This is a genomic window from Castellaniella hirudinis, assembly GCF_042651965.1.
Lineage (GTDB): Bacteria > Pseudomonadota > Gammaproteobacteria > Burkholderiales > Burkholderiaceae_B > Castellaniella > Castellaniella hirudinis.
Genome location: NZ_JBHSDY010000002.1, coordinates 449,393 through 471,285 on the forward strand (window position 1 = coordinate 449,393; position 21,893 = coordinate 471,285).

General features: G+C 63.5%; 21 protein-coding genes and 1 tRNA gene. 15 read left to right on the forward strand and 7 right to left on the reverse strand.

What is annotated here, in order from left to right; translation table 11 throughout:
- Positions 1–33: 33 nt before the first annotated feature.
- From ACFO0J_RS04260 to hisI, 7 genes are all read left to right on the forward strand, one after another.
- Complete coding sequence (locus ACFO0J_RS04260) at positions 34–978, forward strand: DALR domain-containing protein (RefSeq protein ID WP_376811807.1); 945 nt, start codon at positions 34–36, stop codon at positions 976–978.
- Complete coding sequence (gene yidD / locus ACFO0J_RS04265; protein ID WP_376811808.1) at positions 975–1,220, forward strand: membrane protein insertion efficiency factor YidD; 246 nt, start codon at positions 975–977, stop codon at positions 1,218–1,220. Before ACFO0J_RS04260 ends, yidD begins: the two co-directional genes overlap by 4 nt.
- Before the next feature lie 95 nt (positions 1,221–1,315).
- Complete coding sequence (gene ykgO / locus ACFO0J_RS04270; protein WP_043548342.1) at positions 1,316–1,462, forward strand: type B 50S ribosomal protein L36; 147 nt, start codon at positions 1,316–1,318, stop codon at positions 1,460–1,462.
- Complete coding sequence (locus tag ACFO0J_RS04275) at positions 1,462–2,583, forward strand: NAD(P)/FAD-dependent oxidoreductase (protein WP_376811809.1); 1,122 nt, start codon at positions 1,462–1,464, stop codon at positions 2,581–2,583. The genes ykgO and ACFO0J_RS04275 overlap by 1 nt, the downstream gene beginning before the upstream one ends.
- Positions 2,577–3,611: an arsenic resistance protein gene (locus ACFO0J_RS04280; RefSeq protein WP_376811810.1), complete on the forward strand. Its 1,035-nt coding sequence runs from the start codon at positions 2,577–2,579 to the stop codon at positions 3,609–3,611. The genes ACFO0J_RS04275 and ACFO0J_RS04280 overlap by 7 nt, the downstream gene beginning before the upstream one ends.
- On the forward strand, positions 3,608–4,168 hold the full coding sequence (locus tag ACFO0J_RS04285; RefSeq protein WP_376811811.1) for a gamma carbonic anhydrase family protein: 561 nt from the start codon (positions 3,608–3,610) through the stop codon (positions 4,166–4,168). Before ACFO0J_RS04280 ends, ACFO0J_RS04285 begins: the two co-directional genes overlap by 4 nt.
- Before the next feature lie 182 nt (positions 4,169–4,350).
- Positions 4,351–4,890 (forward strand): phosphoribosyl-AMP cyclohydrolase, encoded by a 540-nt coding sequence (gene hisI, locus ACFO0J_RS04290; RefSeq protein WP_376811812.1) that lies wholly within the window; start codon positions 4,351–4,353, stop codon positions 4,888–4,890.
- A gap of 437 nt (positions 4,891–5,327) precedes the next feature.
- On the opposite strand, the gene ACFO0J_RS04295 is transcribed toward hisI, so the two are convergent.
- The 4 genes from ACFO0J_RS04295 to ACFO0J_RS04310 are packed head-to-tail and all read right to left on the reverse strand — an operon-like array spanning position 5,328 to position 11,542.
- Positions 5,328–5,690 (reverse strand): DUF2149 domain-containing protein, encoded by a 363-nt coding sequence (locus ACFO0J_RS04295; RefSeq protein WP_376811813.1) that lies wholly within the window; start codon positions 5,688–5,690, stop codon positions 5,328–5,330.
- Positions 5,687–6,289 carry a MotA/TolQ/ExbB proton channel family protein gene (locus ACFO0J_RS04300; protein WP_376811814.1) on the reverse strand — a complete coding sequence of 201 codons (603 nt, stop codon included), beginning with the start codon at positions 6,287–6,289 and terminating at the stop codon, positions 5,687–5,689. Before ACFO0J_RS04300 ends, ACFO0J_RS04295 begins: the two co-directional genes overlap by 4 nt.
- 1 nt (position 6,290) lies before the next feature.
- The gene (locus ACFO0J_RS04305; protein ID WP_376811815.1) at positions 6,291–6,959 is read right to left on the reverse strand and encodes a hypothetical protein; all 669 of its coding nucleotides are present in this window, start codon (positions 6,957–6,959) and stop codon (positions 6,291–6,293) included.
- On the reverse strand, positions 6,956–11,542 hold the full coding sequence (locus ACFO0J_RS04310; RefSeq protein WP_376811816.1) for a cobaltochelatase subunit CobN: 4,587 nt from the start codon (positions 11,540–11,542) through the stop codon (positions 6,956–6,958). Before ACFO0J_RS04310 ends, ACFO0J_RS04305 begins: the two co-directional genes overlap by 4 nt.
- 270 nt (positions 11,543–11,812) lie before the next feature.
- Here ACFO0J_RS04310 and ACFO0J_RS04315 point away from each other — a divergent pair, with 270 nt between their 5' ends.
- The gene (locus ACFO0J_RS04315; RefSeq protein ID WP_376811817.1) at positions 11,813–14,095 is read left to right on the forward strand and encodes a TonB-dependent hemoglobin/transferrin/lactoferrin family receptor; all 2,283 of its coding nucleotides are present in this window, start codon (positions 11,813–11,815) and stop codon (positions 14,093–14,095) included.
- A 93-nt stretch (positions 14,096–14,188) separates the two neighbouring features.
- Here ACFO0J_RS04315 and ACFO0J_RS04320 read toward each other — a convergent pair whose 3' ends face one another.
- Positions 14,189–14,635: a Fur family transcriptional regulator gene (locus ACFO0J_RS04320; protein ID WP_376811818.1), complete on the reverse strand. Its 447-nt coding sequence runs from the start codon at positions 14,633–14,635 to the stop codon at positions 14,189–14,191.
- A 259-nt stretch (positions 14,636–14,894) separates the two neighbouring features.
- Here ACFO0J_RS04320 and ACFO0J_RS04325 point away from each other — a divergent pair, with 259 nt between their 5' ends.
- The 3 genes from ACFO0J_RS04325 to ACFO0J_RS04335 all read left to right on the forward strand — a co-directional run bounded on the left by ACFO0J_RS04325 (position 14,895) and on the right by ACFO0J_RS04335 (position 17,715).
- A complete protein-coding gene (locus tag ACFO0J_RS04325; RefSeq protein WP_376811819.1) occupies positions 14,895–15,932 on the forward strand; it encodes a metal ABC transporter solute-binding protein, Zn/Mn family in 1,038 nt (345 codons plus the stop codon).
- Between the two features lie 182 nt (positions 15,933–16,114).
- On the forward strand, positions 16,115–16,741 hold the full coding sequence (locus ACFO0J_RS04330; protein WP_376811820.1) for a DUF1007 family protein: 627 nt from the start codon (positions 16,115–16,117) through the stop codon (positions 16,739–16,741).
- A 20-nt stretch (positions 16,742–16,761) separates the two neighbouring features.
- Positions 16,762–17,715, forward strand: a complete 954-nt coding sequence (locus ACFO0J_RS04335; protein ID WP_376811821.1) for a nickel/cobalt transporter — start codon at positions 16,762–16,764, stop codon at positions 17,713–17,715.
- A 169-nt stretch (positions 17,716–17,884) separates the two neighbouring features.
- Here ACFO0J_RS04335 and ACFO0J_RS04340 read toward each other — a convergent pair.
- Positions 17,885–17,958: transfer RNA gene (locus ACFO0J_RS04340), tRNA-Gly, on the reverse strand.
- Between the two features lie 84 nt (positions 17,959–18,042).
- Between ACFO0J_RS04340 and trmB the strand changes: the two genes are divergently transcribed.
- Genes trmB through bfr form a run of 4 tightly spaced genes read left to right on the forward strand, consistent with a single transcriptional unit; the run spans position 18,043 to position 20,461 of the window.
- The gene (gene trmB, locus ACFO0J_RS04345) at positions 18,043–18,795 is read left to right on the forward strand and encodes a tRNA (guanosine(46)-N7)-methyltransferase TrmB (protein ID WP_376811822.1); all 753 of its coding nucleotides are present in this window, start codon (positions 18,043–18,045) and stop codon (positions 18,793–18,795) included.
- The gene (pip, locus tag ACFO0J_RS04350; protein ID WP_376811999.1) at positions 18,792–19,733 is read left to right on the forward strand and encodes a prolyl aminopeptidase; all 942 of its coding nucleotides are present in this window, start codon (positions 18,792–18,794) and stop codon (positions 19,731–19,733) included. The genes trmB and pip overlap by 4 nt, the downstream gene beginning before the upstream one ends.
- Positions 19,734–19,752: 19 nt before the next feature.
- Complete coding sequence (gene thiS, locus ACFO0J_RS04355) at positions 19,753–19,953, forward strand: sulfur carrier protein ThiS (protein WP_376812000.1); 201 nt, start codon at positions 19,753–19,755, stop codon at positions 19,951–19,953.
- 43 nt (positions 19,954–19,996) lie between these two features.
- Positions 19,997–20,461, forward strand: coding sequence for a bacterioferritin (bfr, locus tag ACFO0J_RS04360; RefSeq protein ID WP_376811823.1), 465 nt, complete (start codon positions 19,997–19,999; stop codon positions 20,459–20,461).
- Here the strand turns inward: bfr and ffh are convergent, their stop codons facing one another.
- Positions 20,462–21,877: a signal recognition particle protein gene (ffh, locus tag ACFO0J_RS04365; RefSeq protein ID WP_376811824.1), complete on the reverse strand. Its 1,416-nt coding sequence runs from the start codon at positions 21,875–21,877 to the stop codon at positions 20,462–20,464.
- Between the last annotated feature and the right edge of the window lie 16 nt (positions 21,878–21,893).

Here is a 21,893-nt window from a genome sequence, read left to right on the forward strand (position 1 = left end):
TTCGACGTCGCCTCCTTCGCGGAATACGGCCGGTTGTCCCGGCGCAAGCCCCAGGACATGATCGCCGGCGCGCGCGTGAAGGTTGCACCCTATAAATGCAACCCGCTGGATTTCGTCTTGTGGAAGCCCTCCACCCCGGACTTGCCGGGCTGGGACAGCCCTTGGGGCCGAGGACGCCCCGGCTGGCACATCGAATGTTCAGCGATGATCGGCCAGCACTTGGGCCATCCGCTGGATATCCACGGCGGCGGCCAGGATCTGATCTTCCCTCATCACGAGAACGAAATTGCCCAGGGTACCTGCGCCCACGGCGCGCTCTACTGCCGCACCTGGGTACACAACAGCTTCGTCACCGTGGACGGCCAGAAAATGCCCAAGTCGCTGGGCAACGTGCTGCTGGTGCGCGACCTGCTCAGGCAGGCGCCCGGCGAGGCAATCCGGCTGGCGCTGCTATCCAGCCATTACCGCCACCCCCTGGACTGGAACAGCCAGCGCCTGGCTTGTGCCCGGCATACCCTGCGCCGCCTCTACCAGGCGCTGGAAGGGCCCGATACCTCCGAAACCATCCAGGATATCGGCCCGGATGAGGGCGTTCTGGATGCCTTGGCCAACGATCTGAATACCCCGGCCGCCCTGGCGCGACTGCACCGGCTGGCAACCGAACTCGAACACGCGCAAACCGATGCCGAACGCATGCGCCTCAAAGCCCGCTTACGCGCCTCGGGCGCCCCGCTGGGCTTGCTGCAGCGGCCCGCCAGCCAGGCGCTGGCCGAGCTGCACGATGGTCATGGGGATCTACCTGACACCATCGATGCCGTTCGGATCGAGCAGTGGGTAGCCGAACGGACACAGGCCCGCGCTCGCCGCGACTTCACGCGCGCCGATGCCATCCGCCGAGAGCTGGAACAGGCAGGCATCCTCGTGGAGGACACGCCCGCAGGCACCACTTGGCGCGTGTCTGTGGAGGAAGTGCTATGACGCCGGCCCGCCTCTTGATCGGCCTGGTTCGCGTCTACCAGCTCGGCATCAGTCCGCTTCTGGGCCGCAATTGCCGCTTCCATCCCTCCTGCTCTCAGTACGCCGTCGAGGCGCTGCGCACGCATGGGGCATTGCGGGGCATATGGCTCACCCTCTGCCGACTCGGGCGCTGCCATCCCCGGCACCCCGGCGGCTACGACCCAGTGCCGCAGCCAGACAAGGCAAAGCGGTTGACTGGCTGATCCAGGGGCCAACGCAGTTCATCTTCACATAGGGGCCGATGCGCCATGAAACCATCCTGTTGATTTCTTCCACTTTACTCACAAAGGAACCCTGCATGAAAGTCCTCTCCTCTCTGAAAGACGCCAAGACGCGCCACCGCGATTGCCAAGTGGTACGCCGTCGGGGGCGGATCTACGTCATTTGCAAGTCCAATCCGCGTTTCAAGGCCCGGCAAGGCGGCGCCAAGAACCGGAACGCCTGATGCATCGCCTGGATGTCGCCATCGTCGGCGCGGGTGCGGCCGGCATCGGCATGGCGCTGGCCTTGCAGAAAGTGCCGGGGCTCAAGTTCGGCGTGCTGGAGGCGGGCCGGGTGGGCGAGTCCTTCCGGCGCTGGCCGAAGCAGACGTGCTTCATCACGCCGTCTTTTCATAGCAATCCCTTTGGATTGGCTGATCTGAATGCCGTGAACGAACCGAGTTCGCCCGCGATACACAGCGGCGCGGAGCATCTGAGCGGTGTGCAATACGCGGAGTATCTGGCTTTCATCGCCAAGGGGCATGAATTGCCCATCGCTGTTGACTGCAAGGTCGAAGCGGTGGGAGCCGTGCCAGGTGGCAGCTTCATCCTGGATACGCCCAAGGGAAAACTGCAGGCCCGCTTCCTCATCTGGGCCACGGGGGAATTCCAGTTCCCCGACCTGGCGCCCTTCTCCGGCGCACAATGGTGCCCGCACTATGCACAGGTGGCTGACTGGACGCGCTTCAAGGCCCGCCGCTACACGGTGATCGGCGGCTACGAAAGCGGCGTGGATTCGGCCGTCAATCTGGTCAAGCTCGGGCGCACGGTTCGGCTGCTCGCGCGCAAGTCGACCTGGGACCCACAAGCGCCACACGATCCCAGCTTGTCGCTCTCGCCCTACAGCCGCCAGCGGCTCTATGAAGCGGTCGATACCGGCCGGCTGGAGATCGTCTTCGGCGTGGACGTCATCGGTGTGACGCAAAACGAAGGCGGCGGCTTTCGCATCCATGCGGGCGACGGCCGGTACTGGGACGAGCGGAAGGCCCCCATCCTGGGAACAGGGTTCGTCAAGGGCGGCGGCGCGCAGCAAATCTCCGAGCTCTGGGACTGGGATGAAGACGGACGCGTGCTGCTCTCCGAGGCCGACGAATCGACCATCACGCCGGGCCTCTTCCTGGTCGGTCCGCAGGTGCGCCACGATAAACGTATTTACTGCTTCATCTATAAGTTCCGCCAGCGCTTCGGCTTGATTGCCGAAAGCATCGGACTGTGCCTGGACTTGGAGACGAGCGCCTTGAAGTCGAGCGGCAACGCCTGGGGGCCGTTCGGCAATAGTGAATGCTGCGAGGGTTGTGAATGCTGAACACCCTCAAAAGCATTATCGGCGCCTCCTGGATTTCCCTGTTGCTCATCGCCAGCATCCTGATCGGCGCCGTTCTCGGCGGGCGTTGGCCTGACGCCGCAGGGCTGCTGGGCGACCAGGTGGACCGCACCCTGCTGGCCCTGATCGGGCTGCTTTTTTTCGGCGTGCGCTTCGAGGCCATCGCTCGTGTCCGGGGCCGACTGCGCACCGTCGGCCTGATCCTCATCGCGAACTTCCTGTTCGTCCCCACGATCGGCTACGCCATTGCGTCCATGCTGTTACCCGCGCAGCCACTGTTCATGGTCGGCCTGATGATTTATTTCATGTCGCCTTGCACGGACTGGTTCCTCGGGTTCACGCGATTGGCCCAGGGCAACGTCGCCCTGGGCACGGCGCTCATTCCCATCAACATGGCGGTGCAGTTGCTGCTGTATCCGATCTACTTGCAGTTGTTCACCCGCAGCCTCGTTCAGGTTCAGGCCGGCATGATCGGCGACACCCTGTTGCACTGGTTTCTCGTGCCCTTCGTCATCGCCGTCACGGCCCATTACGGCCTGCGTTGGCTGGTGGGCGCCGAGCGATTCCACAGCCTGCTGATCCGCATCGACCAGGCCATCCCCTGGGTCATCGCGCTACTTGTCATGGAGATCTTTGCCGCCCACATTGCCGTCATTCTGGAACACCGCTCCGTCTTCGCCTGGATTTTGCTGGCCGTCTTCGTTTTCTTCGTCCTCACCTTTTTCCTGGGCGAAGGCATCAGCCGGGGCGCCCGCCTTGCCTACACCGACCATGCCCTGCTCACGATGAGCATCGCCGCGCGCAATGCGCCGCTCATGCTGGCGGTGACCATGGCTGCGCTTCCCGGCCAGCCACTGATCTATGCGGCACTCATCATCGGCATGCTGGTCGAGTTTCCCCACCTGACCGCGCTGCAGCGCGTGCTGCTCGGCCAGCGTCAGCGTAACGCAGCGTCCGGAATGACATTTGCCGGCCCCCGCTCATCCCATCCATTCTCGAGGCGCCCATGATCCGAAAGAATCCCCACGGCGATCTGCCACGCGTCCATCCGAGCGCCTTCGTCGATCCTACCGCCATCCTGTGCGGCAAAGTCGTCATCGAAGAAAACGTCTTCATCGGCCCGTATGCCGTCATCCGGGCCGATGAGGTGGACGCCGAAGGGAATCTGGCGCCGATTGTCATCGGTGCGCATTCGAACATCCAGGACGGCGTGGTCATCCACGCCAAGTCCGGCTCGCCGGTGACCATCGGCCAGCACACCTCGATTGCGCACCGGGCCATCGTGCATGGGCCTTGTCATGTTGGAAACGGCGCCTTCATCGGCTTTAACAGCGTACTGTTTAATTGCACCATCGACGACGGTTGCTTGATCCGCTACAACGCCGTGGTCGACGGCTGTCACCTGCCGGCCGGCTTCTACGTGCCGTCCACCGAGCGCATCGGCGCGATGACCAACCTGGACGCGCTGCCGCGAATCACGGCGGATGCGAGCGAATTTTCTGAGGACGTGGCCCACACCAACAATAGCCTTGTGCTCGGCTACAAGGCCATCCAAAACGAACTCTAGAACATGAACGACATCACAGCAAAAGAGCTATCCAGTGCCCCCGCCCTCAGGGCCGCCTTTCAGATCCTTAAAGAGACTGTGCCGTATCGACTGAAGACCATCGTGGCAGCACGCGTATGGACGCTGTACGAAGGTCGATTGCGAGCATCGGCACCATATGGAATCACGACAAGGACGCAAGTATGAACACATCAGATAACCCTCTGGACAGCGCAACAGATCGCGGTGGGCCTCGCAGCACACCTCAGCCTCTGCATTTCGCTGCTCGTACCTCGATCGAACAGGTCGAGGAAGGCAGTGAGTTGGCCCCCAAGTTCGATCGTGACGGGTTGATTCCTTGCGTGACGACCGATGCGCAGACCGGCGACGTACTGATGCTGGGCTACATGAACGCCGAAGCCCTGCGCTTGACCGTCCAGACGGGTGAAGCCCACTACTGGAGCCGGTCACGCCAAACGGTATGGCACAAAGGCGCCACCAGTGGCCTGGTGCAGATGGTCGAAGAACTACGGATTGATGACGATCAGGATTCGGTCTGGCTGCGCGTGCACGTCGCGGGCTCTGGCGCAAGCTGTCATGTGGGTTACCGGTCCTGCTTTTATCGGCGCGTTCCGGTCGGCAAGGAGCACGGCCAAGGTGATAGCTTGATCTTCACCGAGACTGAGAGAACTTTCGACCCGACCCAAGTCTACGGTGATGCGCCCAATCCCACCATTCTGTAGAAAACAGCCCCCAGTTTTTAAGAGATTTCCCCATGAGACAACCTGCCACAGGCGCCGCTGACCCAGGACCGTTCCATCACTGACTACGCCAAGGCGTTCAAGGCTGCCGGGTTCCTGGTCACGGCAAAGAAGTTCGCTTTTGACGGTTTCCTGCCCTATACCCCGGAAGGCTGGATGCCGGATTTTCAAGGCACGCTGGACTACTACACCGACACCAAGATCATGTTCTGTCTGGTCAAGGCATGATCTTGCACCGTGGGCAACCGACAGGAGAGGATGCGCAATGGCTTACGACCCCGACAACATTTTCGCCAGGATCCTAAGGGGCGAAGCGCCGGTTACCCTGCTTCTTCGCCATGAAGTCGATTTTTCTGCTTCCGGCGGAAGGTGGCTTTGTTGCATCGACGTGAAGGCGTGTCAGGGCTTACGCCGTAGGTCTATTGCGCCTCGGATGGCGATGGGTTATCCGGCACGTAGATGATCTCCCCGCTTTGCAAGCGGTACGCGGTGCCCACGCGCTCGCCCTGGCGCGAGCCGGCCTGGGCGTCACCGGCCACATAGCGCGATACCTTGCCTGCTTCGCGCGTGATGATCTCCATGTCGGGCTTGCCCGGATTCTTGACCATCGTGAAGTCCTTGGCCGTCAGCAGGTCGGCCATCTTCAGGTTCGAAACCAGCGCGATCATAAGAGCCAGCGCAAAGACCAGTGCCACATCGAAGAGGTTGATCAGGAAACCCAGCGGATCCATGTCATCGCTGTTTGCGCTCGTGCCGCGCAGTATGGAACGGCGCCGGCTCATGGCTTGTCCCGCAGCTTGCTGCTCAAAAACTCCAGCAGCGACAGGTCATCGAGCGCCCAGCGGCCGGCGCTCTGGTGCAGCAGGAATCCAATCGCGCCGATCACCAGGCCCACCACGGTCGTGGCAAAGGCGACCTCCATCTTGCGTGCGAGCAGGCTGATGTCGCCCGCGGCCAGGCCGACGAGCGCCGGGCCCAGTGGAATCAAGGTGCCCATGAGCCCCAGCAAAGGGCCGATCCGGGTCATCGTCCGATACAGCGCCAGTTGCCGATCCGAGTTCAGCTCGAATTCGGTGATCACCCGCTCGTGCCAGGCCGCATCGGCGGGCGCCTGGCGCAGGGCGGCTACCGCGCGCTGCAGCGGCTGGTCCGCGCCGCGCCCGACATCGAGTGCTTCGATCAGCGTATCGATGTCCGCCTCGGGCAGATGGCCATTTCGATCCACACCAATGCGTCGACGCCGGCGCACTCGATCAGACCAGCGGCCATAATAGCCGCCGGCGGCCAGCAGGCCGCGCACAAGCAGATAGAGGATGGCGACCACGACGGGCACCTGCAACGCGGCGGCGATCCAGCTCAGGATTTGTATCAGTTGTTCCAATTCATCGATTCCAAGTAGAGCGGCGCAGCCAAAGCCAGCCCAGCGCCATGAAGACAAAGACGATAATCGCCAGCACACCCAGCCGCGCCCACATGGCGGGCGTCGGGTCCGCCGGCAGCGCCTGGGCGGGCCTGGCCAGCCAGAGCCCGATGGCCGCCTGCACGATATACAGGGCGACACGCAGGCCCGAGCGCATGAGCGGGTCCGGCAACAACACGCGCAGCAGGCAGGCGGCCGCGACAAACAAGCCGGCAAACACGACCACGCACGCCCACGACACCAGGGCGTAGTCCAGGCCTTCGGTGGTCAGCATGGCCGCCACCTGCCCGAAGAACAGGATGGCCAGCAGAGTCGGCGGCGGGCAAGCGCCCACGATGCGCCACTTCAGGCCCGCCCTGCCCTGGGCAGCCGCGACCGCCTGGCCGCCAAAGACCAGCGCTTCGAGCAGCAAGAGCGCGGATAAGTCCAGCCGCCTTTGCGGGTCGGATACCCAACTGGCCACTTGCGCCAAGCTGGTTCTGCTCGCCACATCGCCTGCCATCAGTATCCCTGCGCCCAGGACGATCGCCAGCACAGCCAGGCCGCGCAGGCGCAGGGCCGACATTTGCGCCGCGGCCAACGCGATGCACACGGCCGCCAGCACGAACACGAGAAGCTGGACCAGATTCAAGCGCGTCTCCCGCCATCGGCATGGCGCCAGCGCACCCAGGCAATGACCGCAGCCAGCATCAGCAACAGGCCCAGCACCGCGCTCGCGGGTATGGCCAGCGCGCGCCAGGAGGACGGAGCGCCAGTCCGGTTCGTCTCGGGCGTTGGGCGAGGCTGCTGTCCAGGGTCCGAACCGGAACGCGAAGGCTCGGCAGCGCCGCCGGCCTTGCTCAAGACCATGCCCTTGTCGATGTCGATCAAGGTTCCTTCATTGGCCTGCTGCAAGCGGTCCTCGTAGGGCCGGCGCTGCGCCGCATCGAGCCGCTGCGCGATGAAAGTGCGCAAGGCCTGGTTATCGTTGACGAACTCGGTGCCGCTCGCGCCAAAGCGCGCCACCAGTTCGGCATGCAGGTCTGCCACCGACTGCAGCACCTGCTCGCCGGGCTGCCAGTACCCTTTGCGCGCAGTCTCCAACATGACCGCTGTCATCTCCTGCAAGGCGTAGGGGCTGGTTTTCTCGAAAAACGCCCGTAGGCCCAGGTTCTGCGCATCCTGCACGTAAGTCTCGTACAGGGCGTCCCACAGCGCGGGCCGGATGACTGAGGGCTTCATCACGTTCCAGCCGTACACATTCCTGAAGGTTTCGGCAAATGTTTCGGCCGAGGACGCGCCGCCCTGCGTCATGGCTTCGATATACGCGGGATTGAGCAGGGTCGAGCGCGCTTCGACGGCGATCGCGGCGCCCGCCTCGCGCATGGTCGGGCGCGAGGGATTTCGCAGGTCGCTGAAGTATGCCGCCGGATCCTTGCCGGTGACCTCGCGCACCGCGAGGTTCAGTCCACCCATGAACTCGTAGACGTGGTCCAGCGAGATCGGTCCCCAGGTATTGGACTGCAGCGGCTGGACCACCAGGTCGGTGCCGGCCAGGGCGGCGGCAAACACACCGGGCTGAAAGGCGCCCCACAAGTCGCCTTCACCATAGGCCGCACCCATGTTGTTCAGGTAGGTGCCGGCCACCTGCGAGTCATCCTGCCAGCGGTCGCCGGCTTCCACCATCCCCATGATGCCGGTGCCGTAGTTGCCATTGACGCCGCCAAAGACCCGAACCGAGGCAAAACGCCGGGCGTCCAGCGGCGACAGGCCCTGGTCCTTCAGTTCACGCTCCACAGCCCGCACGCCTTGCGCCACTGTGTTGTCCTCATCGCGCGCGCCGGCAGCCAGCGCCACGGCCTGGTTGATCAGATACAGGCGCGAGGCCGCCAGGTCGCGCAGCTGGCCGGAGGTCTGCACGACGACGTCGATGCGCGGGCGCCCGAGCTCAGATTTCGGAGTCAGGCGCAGGCTGGCGATACGCCCGAAGGGGTCGCGCACAGGCTCCACCCCCAGCAGATAGAGGATTTGTGCGAGCGCCACGCCCTCGGTCTGGATGAAGTCGCCCGCCCACAGCGTGAAAGCGACCTTGCGTGGCCAAGCGCCCTCGTGCGCGGCCCGATGCTCGGCCAGCAACTGGTCGGCCAGGCGCGCGCCCACACGCCAGGCTTGCTCGGACGGCGTCTTCTCGGCGTCGATGGAAAACAGATTGCGGCCGGTGGGCAGCGCAGCGGGATTGGCGATGGGGTCGCCCCCTGAAGAAGGCGGGGTGAACCCGCCGGCCAGCGCGTTACCCAATGCGGACAGCTCGTGCGCCGGGCTGGCGGCCAGCAACTTCCTGTAGTTCGGGATGGCCAGCAGCCGGTCACGCAAGCTCAACACCGCCTGGGCAAACGCGCGTTCACGATCCTCGCGCCGCAGCGCCTCACGCTCCAGTGCGCGCTGCAGTCGTTCCAGGCCAGGCTGCGCCGCGGCCAGGCGTGCTCCCAGGTCCCCAGGCAGCGCCGGTGCCTCGGCCCAGAAGCGCACACTCTCAAGCGTATCGCGCAGTTGCGCCTCGTCCAGCGCGGCCACCTGTTGATCGTCCGCCTGCCCGCTCATGCGCTCCAGCTCGGGCAGTTCGGTGCGTGCGCGCTCGGCCAAGGCCTGGCGCTTTTGCTCCGCTTGCTCTTGCGCTCGTGCCAGCACAGCCGGATCGTCCAGCAGATCCAGGACTGTGACGCGCACCGGCTCGGCCTGCATGGCCAGCAGCAACGCCCGTACATCCTTGTCGGCGGCGATATCCAGCCCCTTGGCCATCGCCGGGATGGCGCGCGCCACGCTACGCGCTTTCTCCAGCGCCTGTGGGTCGAGCGTGCGCACAGCCTGCTTGAATTTCTGATCAGAGCGTAAAGACTGGAGGAAGTCCCGTTTTTCCGGGTCGGACGCGGCACGCACCACGTGATCCAGAAAAGCACTATTGTCCGGCGTCGCCTGGCCAGGCGGCAACGCACCATCGGAGGAACGCGCGGCGCCCAGCGCGATGAAGCCCTTGATCAGATCCTCGTCGCTCGGTTGTTGTTGCGTCCGCTCCCAGGCTTGGGCCCGTTGCAGTTCAGCGTCGCTGACAACGCGTGCCAGCACCTGCCTTGGATCCGCGCCCACCGCGCTGGCCTCGGTGATCAATGCATCGGCCCGGCCCCGATAGTGCTCGGCCAGCCATGCGGGACTATCAAGCTGCGTGCGCGCCACTGTCCCGCGCGCCACATCCAGCTCGGCCAGCGCCTGGATCAGCGCGTCCCGCCCCATGAGCCGCGCCGAGCCGCGCAGGTCTTGCGCGGAATACGGCGTGCCCAGCGTATAGAGCCCGGCTGTGATCTTGGCATGCTCCAGGGTCTCCATATGGTCGGCCAGTTGATGCAGCTGATCCGGGCCCCAGACCGCCTCCGCAGACAAGTCCAGGTCCTCGTTCAGCTTGAGTGCGACTGCCTGGCGCTGGATATCCCTGGCGTACTCGGCTTTCAACGCGGGACTTTCGGTACTGCCCCAGGCTTGCAACCGATCTCCCAGCTGTTTGGCATCGGCTTGTGCCCCGCCCTCGCGAAAGGGCGGTGTCAGGTGCGAGACGATGGTGGTGTAGCTGCGCCGCTTGGCGATGATGGCCTCGCCCACATTGCCCATGGTGTACAGATAGACGTGCGGCGTTTCTCCGATCAGCGCATCGGGCCAGTCATGATCGGACAGGCCCACCTGCTTCCAGGGCGTGAACTCCAGGCTGCCGTGCGTGCCAAAGTGCATGACGGCATCGGCCTGGAACACCTTGCGCGTCCAGAGATAGGAAGCCACATAAGGCCAGGGCGGCGCCAGATTCGTGCCATGCACCAGTTTGAACGTGTCCTCGCCAATGCCGGGCAAGGGCTGCGGCAAGAGCACGATATTGCCCAGAGGCACACGCGCCACCGCCACCTTGTCATCGATGCGCAGATAACTGCCTGGCGCTGGCCCGAACTGCTTGACGACCTGATCACATAGCGGCTGCGGGATACCCGCGCCGCACCACTTGTTCAACTGCCCGGCGGACACCAGGGCCGGATGCGCATCGCGCGCGAAGGCCGCGAAATCGCCCTTGGCATAAGGGCCGATGTTCGGTCCGCGCTGCTGCAGCAATTGGGCAAACCCCTGAACCGTATCGGGCAGCCCCTCGACCCGATAGCCCTGCGCTTTCAAGTGTGTGAGCAGTGCATACAGGGATGGCACGACCTCCAGATCGCCGGCGGTCAGCGCGCTTTGGCCCGGACCTTTGTAATAGTAAATGGCCAGCTTCTTGTCCGCGTTGGCGGTATGCTTGAGCGCCACCGTGCGCTGCACGAGACTGGCAAAGCGCGCCAGTCGCTCGGGCAAGGCCCGAAAAACCTTCAAGCCGGTCGCATCGCGCGCCTGCGCCGCGATCACCATGGGGGCAATCGCCCCATCCAGCTCGGGCAGCGTCACCGACATGGTCAACAGCCCGCCGTCGTAGCTGCGCTGGTCGCCCTCCCAGTCGCTTTGCTCATCGAATATGGTCAAGGGCGCAAAAAGCGGGATATTGCGCGCGGCAAGCCAGGCCTGGGCTTCGTCGGCCTGCCCCATCGTCAGCCGCCCATGCGGCATGTACACGACCGCCGCCGGATCCACCTGCCGCAGCAGCGCCAGGCGCCGGCCCACCGCCGAGATCGGCACGACATTAAAGCCTTTGGCTTCGAATGCCCGGATTACCGCGTCGACGTGCTCGCGATTGGCGTTGAAGGGGCCTGGCACGCTGGTCAGCAGCGCCAGGCGTGGCCGGCCCTCTTCCCAGCCCGGCTGTTGGCGGCGCCACGCCTGAAACGCCGCGAAATCGGTGAAGACCGCCTCCTCATCCAGGCCGAAGAACACATCCCTGGGCATTTCCTCCGCCGCATGTACGTCGGAGGAAAAGAAGCGCTTGCCGTCGAACGCGCGGCGCGCGTAGTTCAGCAGTTGCGCATAGTTGCGCCGCCCGCCGTTGCGCAGGTAGCCCGAAACCGCATCCAGGTCGACGCCCTTGAGATTGGTCACATCGTGACGCGGGTCGGTCGCGCCATCCACATACACGGGAGTGCCCGCGGCGGCCATGGCCTGTAAACGCGCCAGCTGCGCCTCATCGAGCTTGAGGCCCCGGCCAAAGACCAGCGCCAGATCATAGTCCCCGATGCTATCCAACTGCTCGGTTTTCAGGGCCTGAACGCCGATTAGCACGTTCGGGCGCGCCTGGATGATGCGAGCGGCCTGAAAGTCTGGATAGTTGACCAATGCCACGCGCGTGGGCGCAAGCCAGTAGTGCCACGCGGCCCCCAAAAGACCTAGAAATAGCACTGCAGCCACCCCATACCGGAGCACACGACGTGAGCGCAGCCATAGCACCGCCCATCGATCAAGCCATCTTGTTCGATTCATGCGTTCTTCTTTTCATCATCAGAAATGTGATGTTATAACATAGCACTTCTTAACGTTCTCTTACGGCCTCACATGACTCGACCTCACCACTGGACGCCTCTGGCTCTTGCACTTGCCGCTGCCTTTTCGGGCTGCGCGTACGCGCAGCAAAACGGCGCCTCCGACCAAACACCAGCATCGGTCACGCACACTGTGCAACTGGCCCCCGTGGTGGTCACCGCCACCCGCCAGGCAACCGATGCCCTGACCACGCCGGCTACCATCAGCGTCATTGATCAGGCGCAGATGCAGGAAAACCTCGTCACGGATTTCCGCGAACTGTTCCGTTACGAGCCGGGCATTGCCGTCAAGCATGAGCCGCGCGGCCGGGGGTCGGAAGCGGGAATCGAAGTGCGCGGCATCGGCGGACAACGCCTGGTGATGCTGGTCGATGGCGTGCGCCTGCCCAACGGCTACGTGGCCGCCGGGGCCAACCTGGGTCAGCTCAAGCTGGACCCGGCATCACTGTCGCGGGTGGAGGTCTTGCGCGGCCCCGCATCGAGTCTTTACGGCAGCGATGCGCTGGCAGGGGTCGTCCTGTTTCACACCTTGTCGCCCACCGACTTTCTGGATGACTCGCGCAACTTCGCAGGCGGGGCATCGATCGGTTACGACGGTGCCGATAACAGCCGCTCTGCCACGGCGAACCTCGCGTTTCGGGCTGGCCCAACGCAAAACCTGATCTCGGTGACTACGCGTCAAGGCCATGAGCTGGAGAATAACGACAGCAGTGTGGGACCCAACCCGCAAACGATCAAGCAGCAAAATGTCCTGCTCAAATCCATCTTCGATCTGGGCTCGGCGCAAACCCTCACACTGACGGGCGAGTACTACAACCAGAGTGTCAAGACCGATCAGGACTCACTGGCCGGGCCGATCGCCGGGGGCACGCGCATCCTGCGCAGCACCGCGGACGATGACAGCACACGCTCGCGCCTCGGTCTGGCCTACCAATGGGACGCCGATGCCGGATGGTTTGATACGCTCAAGGCGCAGATCGACTACCAGCACAGCACCAGCAAAGAACGCACGGCCGAGCAGCGCAAGCCGCCGGGCGCAGCGCCCGTGCTGCTGCGCGACACCCTGCTCTCGTACCGTGAGCCGCAGTGGTCCGGCTCGTTCCAACTGAACGGCCACGCGAGTGCCGGCGCCACCACCCATCGCTGGGTGGCCGGCGTTGACCTGCTGTCCAAATCGATCAGTTCCTATAACGACGCCAGCCAGCGCGCGGCCGCCGGTGGCCCCTCCACCAACGTGATCGATGGCGAGATCTATCCGCGCAAGATCGCGCCGGACACCGATGTACGCAACATCGGGCTGTTCTTCCAGGACGAGATCGCGTTCGGCGACGGTCGCTTCAAACTCACTCCCAGCTTGCGCTACGACTACTTCAAGCTTTCCCCGAAACCGGATGACGAGTTTGCCAATTCCAATGTGGCCAACAGCCAACCGGTGGGCCTGTCGGAAAGCGCGTTTACGCCGCGCCTTGGCCTCAGCTACGAATGGCTCCCCAAGCAAGTGATCTACGCCAATTATGTTACGGGCTTCAGGATGCCGACATACGATCAGTTGAACCGGATCGGACAGGTGCCCGTGGCCACCTTCATCCACGACTTCATCCCTGCGCCCGACCTGAAACCCGAGCGCAGCCGCGGCGTGGAACTGGGCATTCGTGGCGAATCCGAGCTCGGCACGTACGAACTGACCGGATACTACAACCGGTACAAAGACTTCATTGACACGCAGATGATCGCCTACATTCCGCCTGGAGCCAGCGGCGGTCCGCGCGCCATCCGGCGCTTTCAATCGCGCAACATCGGCGAGGTCGAAATCTACGGCATCGAAGCCAAAGGTTCGCTGTCTCTAAACCAGTGGATTGACAGCCAAGACCGGTGGCGCCTGATTGGCGCGGCCCAATGGTCGATGGGCAACGACCTCACGAATGATCAGCCCCTCAACAGCGTGCAGCCCTTCAAACTGGTCGCAGGCCTTGCTTGGGACGCTGCGGGCGGTCACTACGGCGGCCAGTTGATCGGCAATTTCGTTTCGGCCAAAAAACGGGTCAATGAGGATCTGACGCAAACCGGCCCCACCGCCCCCGTGCCGCTGACCACCGCCGGCTACGCGACGGTGGACGTGACGGGCTACGTGCGCCTGGGCAAACAGGCCACGCTCAACCTTGCGGTATTCAACCTCTTTGATCGCAAATATTACGACTGGTCCAGGGTTAGCGGCCTGACCGGCAATGATCCACGCCTGGCGGCCTACACATCGCCCGGGCGGACGGTCTCGGCAAATCTACGGTTGGCGTTCTAAGCCGCGATGAGGTCGCGGGCTGAACAGAGATCCGTCCGCGCTCTTGTTGCGAAAGGCAAGCCGTGCACAGGGTAAGGGGTACGCCCGAGCGCGTCAGCCTTTCGCCGTGGCGGCGGTTTCCCGCTCGGCGCCGGGCTTCTGTGAGCGGCACTTGCCACAGGTGCCCTTTACCTCAATCTCGGACTCTACAAAGCCGGCGCCCGCCTGGCGCAAGGTTTTTTGCACAGCTTCGTAGGCTTTGTCGTCGTGCAGTTCAGTGACCGCTTCGCAGTTGGAGCACACCAGCAGCAGCGGATGATGCGCCGCGTGCTCGGCATTGCATACGATGAAGGTGTTCAAGGCGTCCACCCGATGCACCAGATGCTGGTCCATCAGAAATTCCAGCGCGCGGTACACCGTCGAGGGCGCCACACGCCCGTGGCGCGCGCGCATATCGTCCTGCAAATCGTAGGCTTTGGCCGATCCGCCCCGGCGCAGCAGCAGTTCGAGTACCTCTTTGCGCTGGGCCGTCAGCCTGACGCCCAGGGCGCGGCAGTGCACCTGAGCCGCCTCAAGATGTGAGGCAATCGCCGAAGCCGTTGTTTTGGCGGAGGATTTAGGCAGTTTGACCATTGCCATAGTTTACAACGCAGCACGCTTCTTTACGTCTCAATCACCCGTAAAGGACCTGCGCGCGACACGCCATCTGAAAAGGCCCGCACCAAGCGTTCATCCATCCTCTACTGGCTGAACTCAGCATAAATGCTATGTTATAACGTAGCAATTATTTATTTTACTCTTTGTGATCGAAAGGCCCATCATGTTCAAATCCGCAAAATTCATTTCGATGGCCGGGGCGGCCGCACTGGCATTACTGGCCTGGCCGCAGGCCAACGCCCACGAACTGCAGGTCGTGTCCACGTTTTCCATCATCAGTGATTTCGCGCGCAACGTGGGCGGCGAGCGGATCAAGCTGACCACGTTGGTTCCCCCAAATGGAGACACCCATTCCTATGAGCCCAAGCCGACCGATGCGGTTGCCGTAGGCCGCGCCGACGTGGTGCTGGCCAATGGCCTGCATCTGGAAGGCTTTCTGGACCGGCTTGTCCAAGCTTCGGGTGCCACCGCACCGATAATCTCACTCACCGAAGGCGTCGAATTGCTGCGCAGTACCGAGGATGAACAGGACCATCAAGATGAGCATGATGATCACCATCACGATGACGACCATGGGCATAGCGAGCATGACCATCATCACGCAAAGAAACATACTGACTCTCATGATCATGACCAGGCCACGGCCCACGCGCACCATCACCACCACGGGGAGTATGACCCTCATGCCTGGCAGTCTGTGCGTAATGCGCAGACTTACGTGAACAACATCGCCAAGGCTTTTTGCGCCGCCGACGCGGCCGGTTGCCCAAGCTATCAGGCCAATGCCAAAGCCTATGACGAGAAACTGCAGGCACTGGACGCCGAACTCAAGACCTCGGTGGCCCAAATTCCAGCCACCCAGCGCACGATCATCACCACCCACGACGCTTTCGGCTATTTGGGACGCGAATACGGTCTGCACTTTCTGGCTCCGCAAGGCATGAGCACCGGGTCGGAGGCCTCGGCGGCGGGCGTGGCCGCATTGATACAGCAGATCAAGGACCAGAAAGCATCGGCCATCTTCATTGAAAACGTCAGCAATCCTCGGCTGATCCAGCAAATCGCCAATGAAACAGGCATGAAGATCGGCGGTGAGCTGTATTCCGATGCCCTGTCAACGGCAGTCGGCCCGGCTTCAACCTATATCGACATGATGCGGCATAATGTCAATACCATCCGAGATGCCACACTGGGACGATAGGCATCCAGTGCGCCATGATCTGCGCCGCTGTGCCAGCGACGCAGGCAGCCGCGCAATGAACGGAGCGAACTCGCGTTAGCCGAGTCGCTTTGATATCTTTTTGTCACACTGAGCCATTGACCCGGGACCCACTCAATGATTTGGGCCATGCGCAGTTCAGGCTGGTTGTAAGGCCTAAATACGTGAATCGATCTTTCGCTGTGCTGGCTTTAGCCCTTGCGCCATTCAGCCTGCATGCCCACCCGCATGCCTGGATCGACGTGCAAAGCACGATCATCCTGTCAGCAGAGGGGTTGATCTCGTCCATTGAGGAGCAATGGCTGTTCGATGATCTATACAGTGCGGCCATACTCGAAGGCTTGAAGGAAGACAGCCCCGAGAAGAAAGCTGTGGTAAGCGACTTTGCCGCTGAAGTGATCAAAAATTTAGGCCCGTACGGCTACTTCATGCGCATCACCGCCAATGGCCGGCCGGTCAAGCTGAATACCGTTACCCAGTTCAAAAGTGAGATGAAGGGATCGCAGCTGCTGCTGTCTTTCACCGCTCCGCTTGCCAAGCCAGTAGACCCCGCGCATGACGACGTCAGCTTCTCTGTGTACGACCCGACTTATTTCATTCAAATGACGCATCGCCCGCAGGACCCTCCTACCATCAAAGGCGCGCAAAATCATTCCTGCCGGACGCAGGTAGTGCCACCCAATCCTACTCCCGAAGACATTGCGCGGGCGTTCGCGCTTGATCGCGGCGCGACACCCGAAGAAGGACTAGGCGACTTATTCGCGGAAAAGGTGCATATCCAATGCAAATAAGGCGCGGACTATCGGCGCGCATGCTGGCAACCGCGACGCTTGTAGGCACACTGTTGTTCGCAGTGTGGGAATTGTTCAATCACTACGCCGTATGGAGTCGGTTTCTGGTCTGGATCATGACCACGCAAGCCGCGTTGCACCAACAGCTGGCCTCCACCCTCCGTGTGGTCGCCGAGCAAGGCTGGACGGCAACGTGGCCGCTCATCGGCGTCAGCCTGCTCTACGGCATCTTCCATGCCGCAGGGCCCGGCCACGGCAAAGCGGTGATCACGACCTACCTGGGCACCAGCAAAACACGGTTGCGGCGCGGCCTGCTCTTGTCGATCTCATCGGCCATCGCCCAGGGCCTCGCAGCGGTGCTCCTTGTCGAAGTGGCGGCGAACGTGCTGGACTACTCACTGCGGCGCACCCAGGGCGCCGCCGTCCATCTGGAAAATATCAGCTTTGCTCTGGTTGCGGTGTTGGGCGCGGTGCTCGTTTTGCGCAGCGCTAGAAGACTGTATCACCACTGGCGCCAACCCAAAGGTAACAAGGGTTCCTTGTTTTCAAACGGCGGGAAGTTGCAACCCTACTGCGCCGACTGCGGCGGCCCGCACCAATTGACTCGCGATCACCTGAATCAGCCCCTGACGTGGCGTACCGCGCTGCCCATCATCCTGGCGATAGGGATGCGCCCCTGCACAGGAGCCGTCCTCGTGCTGCTTGTCGCCTACTCGCTCGGCTTGCGTTGGGTGGGCATGGCCGCCGTGCTGGCCATGTCGGTTGGCACTGCGGCAACCGTGAGCCTGTTGGCCACCGCTACCGTATCGTTTCGGCATGTCGCGCTGCGATTCGTCCAGTCTGGTCGCACCGCTACACACCATACAGGCCTGCTTTTTGACTTGCTGGGCCTACTCGGCGGAATGGTAATTGGCCTAATGGGCATCGGGCTGCTCCAGCAAGGCTTGGGCGCTGCTTCACACCCGCTTCTGTAGCCGGTTAAGCCCGGTGTCGGAATTGCCCAGTAATGGTGTCATCCACCAGTCGACCCACGACAAGATGCTGCCCACCGTTTTGGGACTGCCAGGTATTACATGTCCCTGGTTCGGCGCAGCCTGAAGGAGCGTTCAGTAGACGCCAGTGGAACACCGTGGAAAGTCAGTGTGGAGCGGGTGATGGGAATCGAACCCACGCTTGAGGCTTGGGAAGCCGCCGTTCTACCATTGAACTACACCCGCATCGAGGAAGGTCGATGACAGCAAGGATCGTTGGTAAAATCGAGGCTTACCGAGTCCCTTGCAGCCCAACATTTTAACAGCATTTTGAACCTGCCCAAATCCCCCCCGCCCGTCGTGACCGCCCAGACCCCGTCGGGCAGCACGCACATCCGCAGCTTCGTCCACCGCCGCGCCCACATCACCCCCAGCCAGGAACAGGCGATCGCCGAATGGCTGCCACGCTGGTCGATCCGCTACCAGGACACGCCCCTCGATCTGGCGGCCGCCTTCGGCCGCCCGGCGCCGGTGATCCTGGAGATCGGCTTCGGCATGGGCGAAACCACCCAGAAGATCGCTCAGGCCCGGCCCGGTGACAACTTCCTGGGAGTAGAGGTCTTCAACGCCGGGGTGGGCGCGCTGCTCAAGCGCATCCACGAAAACGCGCTGGACAACGTCCGCATCATCCAGCACGACGCGGTCGAGGTGCTGCGCGACATGATCGCGCCGGGATCGCTGGCCGGCGTGCACATCTATTTCCCCGACCCTTGGCCGAAAAAGCGTCACCACAAGCGCCGCCTGATCCAGCCGGCGTTCATCGAACTGCTGAGCAGCCGCATGGCGCCGGGCGCATACTTGCACTGCGCCACGGACTGGGAGCACTACGCCCAGCAGATGCTGGAGGTCCTGTCGGCCGCGCCGTCCCTACAAAACACCTGCGCGGACTACGCGCCGCGTCCCGACTACCGTCCGCTGACGAAATTCGAGAACCGCGGCCTGCGGCTGGGCCACGGAGTCTGGGATCTGATCTTCACGCGCCGCGCCCCGACGGACGCCGCGTCCGCACCGGAGGCCACCTGATGTATCCCGAAATCGAGCCCTACGCGCAAGGCTTCATGGACGCCGGCCACGGCCACCGCGTCTACTGGGAACTGTGCGGCAATCCCCAGGGCCGGCCGGCGGTGTTCCTGCACGGCGGGCCGGGCGCAGGCTGTTCGCCCGCCCACCGACGCCTGTTCGACCCCGAACGCTACAACGTCCTGTTGTTCGACCAGCGCGGCTGCGGCCGCTCGGTGCCGTCGGCCGACATCGAGCACAACACGACCTGGGACCTGGTCGCCGACATCGAACGCCTGCGCACCGAAGTCCTGCATGCCGAGCAGATGGTGGTGTTCGGCGGCTCCTGGGGCTCGACCCTGGCGCTGGCCTACGCCGAGACCCACCCGGCACGCGTGCATGCCCTGATCGTGCGCGGCATCTTCCTGCTGCGCCAGGCGGAACTGCGCTGGTTCTACCAGGAAGGCGCGTCCTGGCTGTTCCCCGACCTGTGGGAAGGCTATCTGGCCCCGATCCCCGAAGCCGAGCGCGACGACCTGATGGCCGCCTACCGCCGCCGCCTGACCAGCGACGACCCCCAGGTGCAGTTGCAGGCGGCGCACGCCTGGACGCAGTGGGAAAGCCACACCATCAGCCTGCTGCCCAATCCGGCGCACCATCGCGCGCACGCGGCCGACCAGGCGGCGCTGGCCTTCGCCCGCATCGAAAACCATTATTTCGTGAACCGGGGCTTCATGGAAGAAGGCCAGTTGCTGCGCGACGCGCACAAGCTGGCCGACATCCCCGGGGTCATCATCCAGGGCCGCTACGACGCCTGTACGCCGGCCAGATCGGCCTGGGACCTGCACCGCGCCTGGCCGCAGGCGGAATTCCACATGATCCCGGACGCCGGCCACGCCTTCGACGAGCCCGGCATCCTGACGCAATTGCTGGCCGCCACCGACCGCTACGCGGGCGATTGAGGAGACCGACACCATGAGCTTGAACATCCTGCTGAACGGCGCCGCCACCGCGCTGAACGACGTGCGCACCGTCCACGATCTGGTGGTTCACCTGGGCTACGAGGGCAAGCGCATCGCGGTGGAACGCAACGGCGACATCGTGCCCCGCAGCCAGCACGCCCAGGCCCCGCTGGCCGAGGGCGACCGGATCGAGATCGTGGTTGCAGTCGGTGGAGGCTGATATGGCATACTTCACCAGTCACTGAATTTCCCCAAGGCGCACCATGCAAGGCCACCCTGAAGTCATTGCCTATCTCACCAAGCAACTGCGGGGCGAACTCGCAGCGCGCGACCAGTACTTCCTGCATTCGCGCCGCTACCAGGACCTGGGCCTGAGCAAACTCCACGCCCGCAGCGACCATGAAATGCAGGAAGAAACGCAGCACGCCGATGCCTTGCTGCAACGCCTGCTGATGCTGGAAGCCGAGCCCGACATGCGCCCCGACGCCTTCACGCCGGGCAAGGACGTGCCCGGCATGCTGCGCGCCGACCTGGACCTGGAATATGAAGTGCGCGCCTCGCTGCGCGAGGGCATCTCGATCTGCGAGACCCACGGGGACTACGTCACCCGCGACCTGCTGTTGCTGCAGTTGCAGGACACCGAGGCCGACCACGCCTACTGGCTGGAAAAGCAGCTCGGCCTGATCGAAAAGATCGGCCTGCAGAACTACCTGCAATCGCAGGTCTGATCAGCGGAAACCGCCTCGGCCCAAACCGCCCAGGCCCTTCATCCCGCCCATGGCGCGCATCATCTTCGCCATGCCGCCCTTCTTCATCTGCTTCATCATGCCCTGCATCTGCTCGAACTGCTTGAGCAGGCGGTTGACCTCCTGGACCGGCACGCCCGAGCCCGTGGCGATGCGGCGCTTGCGCGAGGCCTTGATGAGTTCAGGCTTGGCGCGCTCCAGCGGCGTCATGGAATTCAGGATGCCCTCGGTGCGGGCAAGCTGCTTTTCCGCCTGACCGCCCTGCACCTGGGATGCGGCCTGGGCGAACTGCGCCGGCAGCTTTTCCAGCAGCGAGCCCATGTCGCCCAGTTTTTTCACCTGCTGCAACTGGTCGCGGAAGTCGTTCAGGTCGAAGCGGTCGCCGGACTTCATGCGCGCGGCGAGCTTCTGCGCCTCGGCGATGTCGATGTTCTTCTGGGCCTGCTCGACCAGCGACACGATGTCGCCCATGCCCAGGATGCGCTGGGCCATGCGTTCAGGGTGGAAGGGCTCCAGCCCGTCCAGCTTTTCCGACACCCCGACGAACTTCAGCGGTTTGCCGGTGATCTGGCGCACCGACAGCGCCGCGCCGCCGCGCGCGTCGCCGTCCAGCTTGGTCATCACCACGCCGGTCAGCGGCAGTGCGTCGGAGAAGGCGCGCGCCACGTTGACGGCGTCCTGGCCCTGCATGGCGTCCACCACGAACAGCGTCTCGATCGGCGAGAGCAGTTCGTGCAGCGCGCGGATCTCGTCCATCATGGCCTGGTCGATGCCCAGGCGGCCCGCCGTGTCGACGATCAGCACGTCGTAATGGTGGCGCTTGGCGTGATCCAGGGCGTCGCGGGCGATGTCCTGCGGCTTCTGCGTCGGCTCGGTCGGCAGGAAATCGACCTCGACCTGGGCGGCCACGGTCTTCAACTGGTCGATGGCGGCCGGGCGATAGACGTCGGCGCTGACCACCAGGACCTTCTTGCGGCCGGTCTTGCGGCCGTACTGGATGTGGTTGCCCTCGGACAGCCATTTGGCCAGCTTGCCGGTGGTGGTCGTTTTACCTGCGCCCTGCAGGCCGGCCATCAGGATCACCGCCGGCGGCTGGGCCGCCAGGGACAGTTCACCCGCCGCCGCACCCAGGTCGCCGCCCATCAGCGCGGTCAGTTCCTTGTGCACCACCCCGACCAGGGCCTGGCCCGGGTTCAGGCTGCCGGCGACCTCCTGGCCCAGGGCGGATTCCTTGACCCGCGCCACGAAATCGCGCACCACCGGCAGCGCCACGTCGGCCTCCAGCAGCGCCATGCGGACTTCGCGCAGCATCTCCTGGGTGTTGGCTTCGGTCAGGCGGGCCTCGCCGCGCATGGTCTTGACGACGCGCGACAGGCGGGATGTGAGGTTATCAAGCATGATGCCGTATCCGTAA